Origin of the sequence: Cecembia lonarensis LW9, assembly GCF_000298295.1 — a bacterium.
GTDB lineage: Bacteria > Bacteroidota > Bacteroidia > Cytophagales > Cyclobacteriaceae > Cecembia > Cecembia lonarensis.
On the sequence record NZ_AMGM01000044.1, the window covers coordinates 1 to 11979 of the forward strand.

The 11979-nt window shown below is 43.2% G+C and carries 11 protein-coding genes; 7 read left to right on the forward strand and 4 right to left on the reverse strand.

Translation table 11 applies throughout. The annotated features are described in order from the left end of the window. Positions 1-61: 61 nt before the first annotated feature. Positions 62-571, reverse strand: coding sequence for a MauE/DoxX family redox-associated membrane protein (locus B879_RS13135; protein ID WP_009185677.1), 510 nt, complete (start codon positions 569-571; stop codon positions 62-64). A 231-nt stretch (positions 572-802) separates the two neighbouring features. Between B879_RS13135 and B879_RS13140 the strand changes: the two genes are divergently transcribed. From B879_RS13140 to B879_RS13150, 3 genes are all read left to right on the forward strand, one after another. Further along, complete coding sequence (locus B879_RS13140) at positions 803-1402, forward strand: cyclic nucleotide-binding domain-containing protein (RefSeq protein WP_157231618.1); 600 nt, start codon at positions 803-805, stop codon at positions 1400-1402. Positions 1403-2259: 857 nt separating this feature from the next. Continuing rightward, the gene (locus tag B879_RS13145; protein WP_009185679.1) at positions 2260-3807 is read left to right on the forward strand and encodes a terpene synthase family protein; all 1548 of its coding nucleotides are present in this window, start codon (positions 2260-2262) and stop codon (positions 3805-3807) included. Between the two features lie 361 nt (positions 3808-4168). After that, on the forward strand, positions 4169-4444 hold the full coding sequence (locus B879_RS13150; RefSeq protein WP_009185680.1) for a hypothetical protein: 276 nt from the start codon (positions 4169-4171) through the stop codon (positions 4442-4444). 1513 nt (positions 4445-5957) lie between these two features. Here the strand turns inward: B879_RS13150 and B879_RS13170 are convergent. Together B879_RS13170 and B879_RS13175 are read right to left on the reverse strand one after the other, a co-directional pair. Beyond that, positions 5958-6377, reverse strand: coding sequence for a response regulator (locus B879_RS13170; RefSeq protein WP_009185681.1), 420 nt, complete (start codon positions 6375-6377; stop codon positions 5958-5960). A gap of 1210 nt (positions 6378-7587) precedes the next feature. Then, positions 7588-8007, reverse strand: a complete 420-nt coding sequence (locus B879_RS13175; RefSeq protein ID WP_009185682.1) for a response regulator — start codon at positions 8005-8007, stop codon at positions 7588-7590. Between the two features lie 1402 nt (positions 8008-9409). On the opposite strand from B879_RS13175, the gene B879_RS13180 reads away from it, so the two are divergent. The 4 genes from B879_RS13180 to B879_RS13195 are packed head-to-tail and all read left to right on the forward strand — an operon-like array spanning position 9410 to position 11029. Beyond that, a complete protein-coding gene (locus B879_RS13180; protein WP_009185683.1) occupies positions 9410-10156 on the forward strand; it encodes a hypothetical protein in 747 nt (248 codons plus the stop codon). Between the two features lie 3 nt (positions 10157-10159). Next, entirely contained in the window at positions 10160-10600 is a 441-nt protein-coding gene (locus B879_RS22150; RefSeq protein WP_009185684.1) for a DUF5675 family protein, read from the forward strand. Continuing rightward, positions 10570-10785 carry a hypothetical protein gene (locus B879_RS13190; RefSeq protein ID WP_009185685.1) on the forward strand — a complete coding sequence of 72 codons (216 nt, stop codon included), beginning with the start codon at positions 10570-10572 and terminating at the stop codon, positions 10783-10785. Before B879_RS22150 ends, B879_RS13190 begins: the two co-directional genes overlap by 31 nt. 13 nt (positions 10786-10798) lie before the next feature. Further along, entirely contained in the window at positions 10799-11029 is a 231-nt protein-coding gene (locus B879_RS13195) for a hypothetical protein (protein ID WP_009185686.1), read from the forward strand. 706 nt (positions 11030-11735) lie between these two features. Here the strand turns inward: B879_RS13195 and B879_RS22645 are convergent. Beyond that, the gene (locus tag B879_RS22645) at positions 11736-11903 is read right to left on the reverse strand and encodes a hypothetical protein (RefSeq protein ID WP_157231619.1); all 168 of its coding nucleotides are present in this window, start codon (positions 11901-11903) and stop codon (positions 11736-11738) included. Positions 11904-11979 lie beyond the last annotated feature (76 nt).

Below are 11979 nucleotides of genomic sequence, written 5' to 3' on the forward strand. Positions count from 1 at the left end.
AACCCATTCTTCATTCCTAATTCTTCATTCTACATTTCCAGCCCTACAACCTGGCCCCTCACTAAATCAGTCCACTGGACTGATTCTTAACGTTCGGTCCTCTTTTTACTTGGCTCTTATTTTCCTGTCCTACATTCTCAACCCTCACTCCCCAAACCCCCATCCCCAAAACCACCACATTAAACCCCAGATGCTCCCACCAGCCTAAACTGTCCAACACCCCTCCACAGCTACAGGGAACCCTGCCAAATACCCTAGTAAGTACCAAAGCGATGTAGGCAGTAAATAAAGCCATCAAGATCACCGACAACCACAGTCCCCAAGACCTCCACCTGGACACCAAGAGCATCATCGCCACCATAACCTCCAATGGAGGAAGCCCATATAAAATCACCTCCGCCATCCATACAGGAAATACCTGATTGTACAAAGCAGCCTTAGTCCCATGCCAGTCCAACCATTTGCTAAGTCCTGTATAGGCAAACATCGCCGCCAGAAACAGGCAAACTACCTCAAGTTTCCAAGTAGTGGCATACGGTTTATTTTTCACATTACTGATGGATTGTCCCATAAAATTTAGCCTTTAAGTAGAACTAAATTAGGAACTTGTATATCGAAGCCCCAAAACACATGTGGCAAAAGTCACCTAAAGGAAATTTGTGATTTTTACCCCCCTTTTCTAAAAAAAATAGTGCTTAAAAAACCAAATCTGTCGCTTTTTTTAAGCCAAATTCCAAAAAGTCCCAAATGGAACCTGCCTACTCGCAACTTCTTGTTTAAATTATGGCAAAATCGTTTCTCCATGGTACTGTACAAAAGAAGGCTTCAGCTAAGAATGTATATGCTCCATCACAAACTGCCCTTGGACCCCTTATGCCGTTCCATGTTGGAATATGCTTTGCCTTTCAATTTCAAAAATGGCGAAACCATCAGGATACCAGGCAATAAAGAAATGATCTACTTTATCAATAAAGGACAGGTGATTGCCTATTCCAAATCCAATCATTTTCAATCCTGGCTAAGGTTGATCGGGCCGGATAGTCTCTTTTATGATTTTCAAATAGACCCCGAACACAGACTTCAGGCCCTCGAATGGCAAGCGCTAAGTCAGTTGGAGATCCTTGCCATTCCCTTTCAGGCCCTCCAGTCCAATATGCTCAATTTCCCAAAACAATGGGGTAAACTCATCAACCACCTACATCAAATAGAACTTGACAGGATCGAACACTTGGCCAATCTCCACGCATTAAAAAACACAGATAAAGTGGATTACATGGAAAACCACCTCCCCCATATCCTCCTACAAACCAAGTATGATTTTGCTGCAAAATTTTTGGGCATGAGCAGGGAATCACTCACCCGGATAATCAGTAAAAAAAATCACTTGCCTTCTATTTTTTAAGCATTTCTCAACAAAACCTGTCGCTTTTTTTACCGTTTTCCGTTGTCCCGCGGTTGCACCGTGGGATCACGGTTGGTGAGCTTGTCGAACCACTGGTATCTGAGCTTTCAGCTCTTTTTTAACCGCAATGCACCCAAAGTTTTTCGCAATGTGCGCCAACCTTCATGATGAAAAGTTCAACCTTACCAAGCTACTCATTCTTCACTTTTCATTCATCATTCTACATTATCACACCTCATCCATCGGTGGTTAAATTCAACTCCTACCGGAGTTGGGCGGACAGGGGACATAAAACCGGCTTCAGCCACCGGGTTGTACCCGGGGTAAATAACCTTCGGTATTGGACGCCTTCTGCGTCCTGATCCCCATACAGAACAAGACCTCCGAACCATCCAAGTTCCAAACACAAACCTTTTCCCTTTTCCTTTTTACTTGGCTCTTATTTTCCCACCCTGCATCCTGGCTCTGAGCTACCCCGTCCCGATAATTATCGGGATTCGGGGGTCCAAAAGGACATTTTCTTGACGCTCAGTCCTCTTGGCTCTTAAATCATTCCTCATTCTACATTTCAAACTCATCACTAATCACTCATCACTCATCACTCACCCCCCCTTGCCTTCTATTTTTTAAGCATTTCTCAACAAAACCTGTCGCTTTTTTCACCATTTTCTAGACTTTTTCACCAAAAACTATTGACTTATTTATTTTTAATTTTATAGATTTAATCAATTAGTTTCTTTTTCACCTTATTGAACTGACACATTTAGGGAATTTCTAAAAAGTGGTCAAAGGCTTATTTCATAACCCTTTGACAAGCTTTAATAGATTGTTTAACCGTTTGCTAAATGTGAAAGACTATGAAAAAAAGCAATGAGCTGTTGTCTGAATTGAAAGAAATTCTGGATAACATACAACACCTTCCGATGGAGATTTATCAGAAATTAAACCAATTGGCCTCTGTGCACATTTTTAAAAAAAATGAGGTCATTAGAGAAAAAGACTTACCCGAAAATGAAGCCCACTTTGTCATTGAAGGATCCTTGGCCCTTTTTGAAGAAGATAAAATCATCAGACCATTCTTCAAAGGACAGATAGCCTTTGACGCAGAAGCTTTCTACCAAAACAAAGCCAGCAAATATAAGATGATGGCCATATGTGAAACAATAACTTTCGCAGTATCAAAAGACAAGGAACAGCTTATACTGGATAAGCTCCCGGAACTTTCAGAACTCTCTAAGGTCCTTAAGAAAAAGTCAAAGGAGGACGATGATCATTGGTTGAAAATCTCCCAAATGCACTACAAAGATGCCATTCCCCTACTCAGAGAAAAACTGGGAGAAAACCTAAGCGTCCTGTCACGGAAACATATTGGCGACATCACCGGGGTAAACCCGAGAACCATTGACCGTTTCAACAAAAAAATATTCCTGAACAAAAAAAGCTTGGTCATCAAAACAAGAAATCGGCAAATCTTTAATTACCCCTTCGCCTCCGAAATACATCCTGACCATGAATTTGTTTCCAACCTCAATTGGGATTGGTTGGGAAAGATGAAATTACTCACACATAACAGGGACAAGGCCAAATTCCAAAAAATGCAACTTCACGCCCTGGCATGCAGACTTTTCCCCGAAGCCAGCTTTGAAGCAGTCAATTGGATTTCCAAATTATATGTGCTCTTCTTCTTAATGGATGATTACACCGATAAACTCCCCATTGGCAAAAAGGCGGAATTTTGGATGGGAGCCCTCAATTACCTGCTAAGCTTGACTTTAAATCTGCCCTCGAGTACTGAAGTGGATATCCCTGATACTTTTAAAAAATCCATCAAGTATCTCTTAAACAATTTGAAAATCCATGCATCAGACCAAAGCCTCAGCCATATTAAAGCAGGATGGGCGACCTACTTCAAATCATGTATCTGGGAAGCCACCAATGTGGACCTGATGAAAGTTCCGGATATGGACCAGTACTTATTACAAAGACCATTGTTTTCAGGAGGCCATCTTTCCCTCCAATTGATCCCTTTTACCATGGAAGATAGCCACCCGCATATTTACAAAGTATGGCCTAGCTTACAGGAGTATGTAAAATTGGCCTCCCAGCTGATCTTTATTTCCAATGACCTGCTTTCGTTTGAAAAAGAGAAGAAACTCAAAGATCCCCACAACTTGGTGCAGCTTTATATGCTTCATTTTGGCTATACGGAAGAAGAGGCAAAGAAGCAGGTACTTTCCATTCATGACCAAACATTGCTGGACTTCCTAAAATTAGATAGGCAGTATTTGGAGAGTTATTTTCCGGAAAATCAAATTCTGTTAAATACCATCAAAAAAATCAAATACCAAGTGGCTGGTGCGGTGGCATGGTCCGTCAAAGACACCCTCCGGTATACTGATTTTTAATTCTACATCAATACTTGGTATAATTGATGCCATTTTTATTAAGAAGTAAAGCATCATTAAATTGAAATTAAAAATGAAATATTTAATCGCTCGATTAAATGTGGCTTTATATTCTTTAAAAATGATTCATCTAGGACTACGAATTTTACTGAAACTACAAATGACTTAGAAGAGCAGCGGCGGACTGACGACGGTGCGGGCCGGCTCCGGCCTTGTGCGCGGATAGGATTCCGTCGTCTTGATCTTTTTGGTTACTTTTTGTATCAAGACAAAAAGTAACTAAAGGGTTGGGACGGTTAAAACCCCTTCTTGGTCTGAATTTATTTATGGGTTAAAATTCATCTATTAACTAAGATTGGATTTGAAAACAGCTGGTAAAGCGATATTTATTGAACAAAAGTTCAAAGAAAGACCGATATGTTTACTTACTTTTTCAGCACAGATCATGAACAGGAAGCGATGTGTCATATACCCAAAAGATATCCAAAGGATGACTGACAAATCAGAGCGGTATTCCCAGGATCTACTGCATAAAATCAGGATTTATTTCAATAAACAATCCCACCAATTCATTACCGTCAAGGAATTCTCCGAATTTTCCGGCATACCCCGGGATGAAATCGAATCTTACCTATAAACCGCAGCGGATCTGGGCTGAACGGGATTTCCCTGTTGTCCCGCGGCTGTGCCGCGGGACCATTGGTATTTGAGCTTTCAGCTCATTTTTTAACCGCAATGGACCCAAAGGTTTTCGCAAAGGATCGCAATCCTTATAATGAAAATTCAACCTTGCAAGCTCCCGTTCTTCATTTTTCATTCATCCTTCTTCATCCTAAAGCGATCCGGTTTCATTTCGGCGGCATATTGCGAACGAACTTCTCAGGAGTTGCTTGTGCCGCCCTGCCTTTGCCGGTCAGGCAGGCTCTGGGATCGCGGTGACCGCATTTAACCCCAGGTTCCTACCCTCCCAATTGGCCATCGCATTGAACCTGGGGCTAATAAGGGTTCAGCCCTGTTGGGGCTGTTCTTTATCCATAGTCCTGTCTGTATTGAAAAAGAAAGGAGTGCATTTACAGCTCGGAATTAGTGAAAATTAGTAAGCTCCGCGCCTAATTCTTTTTCCCTTGATGGCTTTGATCACAGAAAAACATAAAAATCACTAACCAACCTTAAATCAAACCAATTCGTGCAATTAGTGTAATTCGTGGACTTAATATTTACCCCGTTGTCCCGTGGCTGTGCCGCGGGACCAGGGTTGGTGAGCCTGCCAAACAATGATTGGTTGGCCTGTCGAACCACTGGTATCTGAGCTTTCAGCTCATTTTTTAACCGCAATACACCCAAAGGTTTTCGCAATGGGAGCCAACCTTAATGATGAAAAATTCAACCTTACCAAGCTACTCATTCTTCACTTTTCATTCATCATTCTACATTATCACACCTCATCCATCGGTGGTTAAATTCAACTCCTACCGGAGTTGGGCGGACCGTGTTCTTAAAACAGCTTCAACCACCGGGTTGTACCCGGGGTAAATAACCTTCGGTATTGGACGCCTTCTGCGTCCTGATCCCCATACAGAACAAGACCTCCGAACCTTCCAAGCTCCAACCCATTCTTCATTCCTAATTCTTCATTCTACATTTCCAGCTCTACATCCTGGCCCCTCACTAACCAACCCTTCATGCTGGCTCTTCGCTAAAATGATTCACAGAATCATTTTTTAACGCTCAGCCCTATTGGACTGATTCTTAACGCCTGCCTGGCGGACAGACAGGTTCGGTCCTCTTTTTACTTGGCTCTTAAACTCATTCTTTACTTTTCATTCACTCCTCATTCTACATTACCAGCAAACCTTCCAAGCTCCAACCACGACAACTTGACAACCTGACAACCACGAAATTCATTCCTCACTCCTCACTCTTCACTCAACACTCTTCACTCAGCACTCTTCACTCTACATCCCTCATTCTACATTTCCAGCCCTACATAACCCGACCGTCCTCCGACCGTCCTCCGTCCGTACTCCGACCATTCGCCGACTTTTCGCTAAATTCCAAGAATTCATTGTACTTTACCAAGCGTCTCATTTTGGCGGTTCTCACCACTCTAAAAGCCATCAGATATAAACCAAAATCCAAACCCTTTCTTATCAAAAAAATGCTTGAAACAGATCAATGGCCTGCTCCAAATCCTTTTTCCTCAAAGGCTTCTCAATAAACAGTTTCACCTCCTCAAAAGAATCCACCAATTCCCTATCCTGAAGTCTTACCGAACTGCTCAGTACCACCACCATAAAAGTACTTTTTATCTCAGGAGGTAAATCCTTAAAAACCCTCAAAAATTCCCAACCGGTACATTGGGGCATGTACAGATCCAGAAAAATCAATGACTTTTGAAATAAGCCAGATTGCTTATGCTGAATGTAATCTAAGGCAGCCTTACCATTTTCAAAACATTGTAAGGATGAAGGCAAACCTGCTCTTTGGATAATGGTCTTATGAACCAAGTTCAATATGCCATCATCATCTACCAATAAAATCTCATCAGGGAAGAACCTTATGTCCAACATCTTTTTCTCAGATAATTTATAAAATGCATTATTCGGTCTATAAATACTACTTATTCTTTAACCATTCAGGTTTAAAGAGTATTGATACTTTAAGCTAATAAAATTGATTTTCAAACAAGGAGTTAGTGGGCCGTCTAACTCCTTCGTGAATATATAAAAAAATCATTAGGTAAAGCGCATATGCCTTCAATTTTAACCCGCTGTCCCGCGGTTCCCGTTGTCCCGTGGCTGTGCCGCGGGACCACGGTTGGTGAGCCTGCCAAACAATGATTGGTTGGCCTGTCGAACCACTGTTCCTTGAGCTTTCAGCTCTTTTTTAACCGCAATGCACCCAAAGTTTTTCCCAATGTGCGCCAACCTTCATGATGAAAAGTTCAACCTTACCAAGCTACTCATTCTTCACTTTTCATTCATCATTCTACATTATCACACCTCATCCATCGGTGGTTAAATTCCAAAAGCGAAGCTTTTCAACCCCTTATCTAGTTTAATTCAACTCCTACCGGAGTTGGGCGGACCGTGGACTTAAACTAGCTTCAGCCACCGGGTTGTACCCGGGGTAAATAACCTTCGGTATTGGACGCCTTCTGCGTCCTAATCCTCCGTTGTCCCGCGGTCCAAAGGATATGTAGCGGTGAAATCAAATTATCCATGGCTTTCAGCCCCGGGCCGAATAGGAAACCGTGAATTCCTTGAGGATTACCCTATCCTATGTTATCTAGGGCCCTCGGCCCTATTCTTGAAAGCAATAGTATCCAAGAACATTCGCGGAAATTCGTAAGCTCCGCGCCTAATTCTTTTATCCCATGATGACTTTGATAACAGCAAAACATCAAGATCCCTAACCAACCTTAAATCAAACCAATTCGTGCAATTAGTGTAATTCGTGGTTCAAAGATTCCATTTCTTCTTCAGAACAAGACCCCCAAACCTTCCAAGCTCCAACCCTTTTTCCTTTTTACTTTTGCCTTTTTACTTTTGCCTTGGCTCTTAAAACCCTTCCTCACTCAGCACTCTACATCCCTCATTCTACATTTCCAGCCCTACATAACCCGACCGTCCTCCGACCGTACTCCGTCCGTACTCCGACCATTCGCCGACTTTTCGCTAAATTCCAAGAATTCATTGTACTTTACCAAGTGTCTCATTTTGGCGGTTCTCACCACTCTAAAAGCCATCAGATATAAACCAAAATCCAAACCCTTTCTTATCAAAAAAATGCTTGAAACAGATCAATGGCCTGCTCCAAATCCTTTTTCCTCAAAGGCTTTTCAATAAACAGTTTCACTTCCTCAAAAGAATCCACCAATTCCCAATCCTGAGGCCTTACCGAACTGCTCAGTACCACCACCATAAAAGTACTTTTTATCTCAGGAGGTAAATCCTTAAAAACCCTCAAAAATTCCCAACCGGTACATTGGGGCATGTACAGATCCAGAAAAATCAATGACTTTTGAAATAAGCCAGATTGCTTATGCTGAATGTAATCTAAGGCAGCCTTACCATTTTCAAAACATTGTAAGGATGAAGGCAAACCTGCTCTTTGGATAATGGTCTTATGAACCAAGTTCAATATGCCATCATCATCTACCAATAAAATCTCCTCTGGGAAGAACCTTATGTCCAACATTTTTTTCTGAGATAATTTATCAAATGCATTATTCGGTCTATATAAATTACTTATTCTTTAACCATTCAGGTTTAAAGAGTATTGATACTTTAAGCTAATAAAATTGATTTTCAATCAAGGAGTTAGTGGGCCGTCTAACTCCTTCTTGAATATATAAAAAAATCATTAGGTAAAGCGCATATGCCTTCATTTTTAACCCGCTGTCCCGCGGTTCCCGTTGTCCCGTGGCTGTGCCGCGGGACCATTGGTATCTGAGCTTTCAGCTCATTTTTTTTAACCGCAATGGACACAAAGGTTTCGCATAGGGTCCATAAGCCAGTTTAATTATATGTTGCAGTTACATTATACACGGCAAAAAAAGCGCAGCTTTTCATCCTCATTTATCAGTGTTGATCTGTGGTTAAAAAAATCCTTCCCCTTTAGTACCGATCTCGTCTACTCAAAGCTCCTCTCTTCATTCCTAATTTTTCATTTTTCATTCTACATTTCCTGCCCCACAACCTGGCCCGTCGCTAAATCCCGAAAGCAATCGGGACCAAAGGGATCATTTCTTAACGCAACGTCCTCCTATGTTATCAAGTGCCTCTCGGCCCTATTCTTGAAAGCAGTAATATCTAAGAACATTCCTACCTAAAGGCAGGCAAGTGCGGAAATTCGTAAGCTCCGCGCCTAATTCTTTTTCCCTTGATGGTTTGGGATTAAGAAAGCGCTCAAAAAAGATTTAAAAGGTCAAAATCAATAATATTCGTGCAATTCGTGTAATTCGTGGACCAAAAAAAAAGCGCAGCTTTTATCTGTGTCCATCCTCATCCATCGGTGGTTAAATTCAACTCCTACCGGAGTTGGGCGGGCCGTGTTCTTAAACCATCTTCAACCACCGGGTTGTACCCGGGGTAAATAACCTTCGGTATTGGACGCATTCTGCGTCCTGATCCCCATATAGAAATAACCTCCCAAATTTACCAAGCTCCAAACCTGTTCCTCATTCCACATTCTTCACCCTCCTCGGCCTCGGCTTCGCTCGGCCACCGGAAATCATTAAATAAAGGTAGGGTTTAAAATGTGGCTCCGCCACATTTTAAACCCTACCATAATCGGCAAATTTCATCTAATCTAAGGTTAATCTTTAAGCTTTAAACCCTTAAACTTTTCCCTTCCTATCTATATCTCTCAGTCTCTATGTCCCTAATTCCCAATGTCCCTGTTTCCTTTAGCCATTTCCAAGCTCCAACCACGACAACTTGACAACCTGACAACCACGAAATTCATTCCTCACTCCTCACTAATCATCCACCCTCCTTTTCCGCATAATCCGAAGCATCCGCAGCATCCGCATACTCATTTCCCTAAATCCTTCATTCATTCCATATTTGACCATGTTTCACTTAAAACCATAGAAATCATGGCAAAACAAACAGGAATAATTACACTCAATGGAAATGTAGGAAGACTAAACTTCTACAAAAACAGGGATGGCTATCAGGCCAGAGAAAGAGGCGGCATTCCCCGATCAAGGATCATGACCGATCCAAGATTTGCCCGTACAAGGGAAAACATAGCGGAGTTTAGAAACAATGCAGCTGCCGTCAAACTCCTAAAAGACACCATCAGACCGGCCACAGTCAGGATCTCAGACTCCAGGCTGCACCAAAGAATGGTCAGAAGGCTATTGGAAATCCTGCGCACTGACCCGGTCAATGTCAGGGGAGAAAGACAGGTGTTTGCAGGAGACTGGAGCCTGATCGATGGACTGGAAATGAATGCCCAGGCAAGCCTGACCTCTGTCCTCAGAACGGAAATCTCTCTGACAGACACACCGGCAGCGTGGGGAATCAGTATTCAGCCTTTCCAACCTTCCGATTTCCTCTTGGTACCTGAAGGAGCTACCCATTTCAGGGTCTTTATCGCAGGAGCATCTGTAAACTTTGAAACAGGGGACAGGTCCTTTGTTCAGGAGAATACCGCAGAACTGCCAGTTCTCGCTCAGGCAGCGACCATTGAACTGCAGATTGACAAAACCAATATTGCAGAACCTCATAAGGTCCTATTGGTTGGGGTGGAGTTTTTACAGATGGTCAACGGACTGCAGTACAATATCAATAATGGTATCAATAATGCAGCCGCCATCCTCAGAAGCGAAAACAGCTAAGCCATGAAACTCCTACTGCTCAGGCGGTATGGAAAAAAGGAAACCCGGGGCATCCTGTACAGGGACAACCGTCCCCTCTGCAGGACCCTGGAACCTCCTGCCGCCAAATTGGCCCAGCTTCCCTGCCTGCCGGAAGGGGAATACCTCCTCCAACTCGCATACAGTGAAAGTAAAGGTTGGTACCTCGTGCTCCACTGTCCGGGCAGGGCCATCAAAGGAAGGATCTTCCCCCTGTTTCAAGGACATCACTTCAGAAATCTCTGCATTTCCCCGGTGACTGCCTATAGGGAAAATGGCAGGTTCTCCAAACTGGCCTTTCTCAAACTGATGGACAAAATAGAAGCATGGACAGCTGAGGGAGAGGAAATAAGCATCGAGATACGGTCCCTACAAACCCAGACCATACCCAAACCATGGTCATCACAGAAGGTTTTATCGGCCTGATCCTGGGAGGGGTAAGTTCCTTACTCCTATCCCTGATCGCATATTTTCTCAAGCTCCTGGTGCAGGACATCCGGGACCTGAAAAAGGAACAGATGAACCTGCGGGAACTTTGCATCTGGCTGAAAGCCGAGCAAGGGCAACTCAAAAAAGAGGTGCAGAACCTCTTCAATCAAAGTAAAAATTAAATTCAGATCGCAAATGGAAACAATCGATGAATTGAAAAACCGCTGGAATGCCCCTACGCCACCATTCTTCAAAAAACTGAGGAACATTGGCCTGATGGTAGCCGGGGTTGGGGCTGCACTGATGACCGCCCCGGTAGCACTTCCTGCCATCTTGGTACAGGTGGCCGGTTACCTGGTCACTGCAGGTGCCGTCATCACCAGCATCAGTCAGATTACCCTTCCGCACGAACCCGAGGAAGAGTAATCAGGACAAAAAAAATGTCCCGCGAACCTTCGCGGGACATTACTATTTTTTTCTATCACCAAAGCCCTACCCTGTTACCTTCAACTTTCTCCAGCCAACGCCTGGCACAGTTCAAACCGTAAGTTTCTTATATCCAGATTGTTTAGATACTATTTACATTTATCAATCCAAAATCTCTTCCTCAATAGAACCAAATTCCCAAATCCACCAAGCTCTAACCCTTTTTCCTTTTGCCTTTTACCTTGGCTCTTAAACCCATTCTTAATTCATCACTCTTCATTCTACATTATCCCCCCCTTTTTCCTTTTACCTTGGCTCTTATTAATCCTGCCCTACATCCTGGCCCTGAGCTACCCCGTCCCGATAATTATCGGGATTCGGGGATCCAAAGGGGTATTTTCTTGACGCTCAGTCCTCTTGGTTCTTTCTTCCCGATCTCCCATCCTTACTAAAGCTTCAACCCGACAACCACGACAACCAGACAACAAAGACAACTTTTTCCCCATCATTCTTTAATTCATCACTCTACATCCTCCACTCATCACTCCTCACCCTCTCCCCTCCGTGAATCTCTCCCGTTACCCACGGGACAAGCTGTGCATCCTCCGTGGCCCTCTGTGTAATTAAAAAAATCCTTCTCCTTCAGAACCGAACTCCTCAAATCTTCAAAGCTCAAACCAGACAACCATGACAACCCGACAACTCCTCATTTTCTTCCGAAATCCGACTTTCGACTTCCCCCTTCCAACACCCTCTCCACTTCCCTCCTCATCACCTCAAAATTCCCCTCCACCGTAAACCTCTCCTTCACCAGCTCCAATCCCTTCTCCCCCATCCTCTTCCTCAGCGCTGCATCCAGGATCAAGGTTTTCAAGGACTTGATTGTATTCCCATATTAAATATAATGATCCATTCCATACTCCCAAAAACAAAAAAATCCGCCAAGCGGA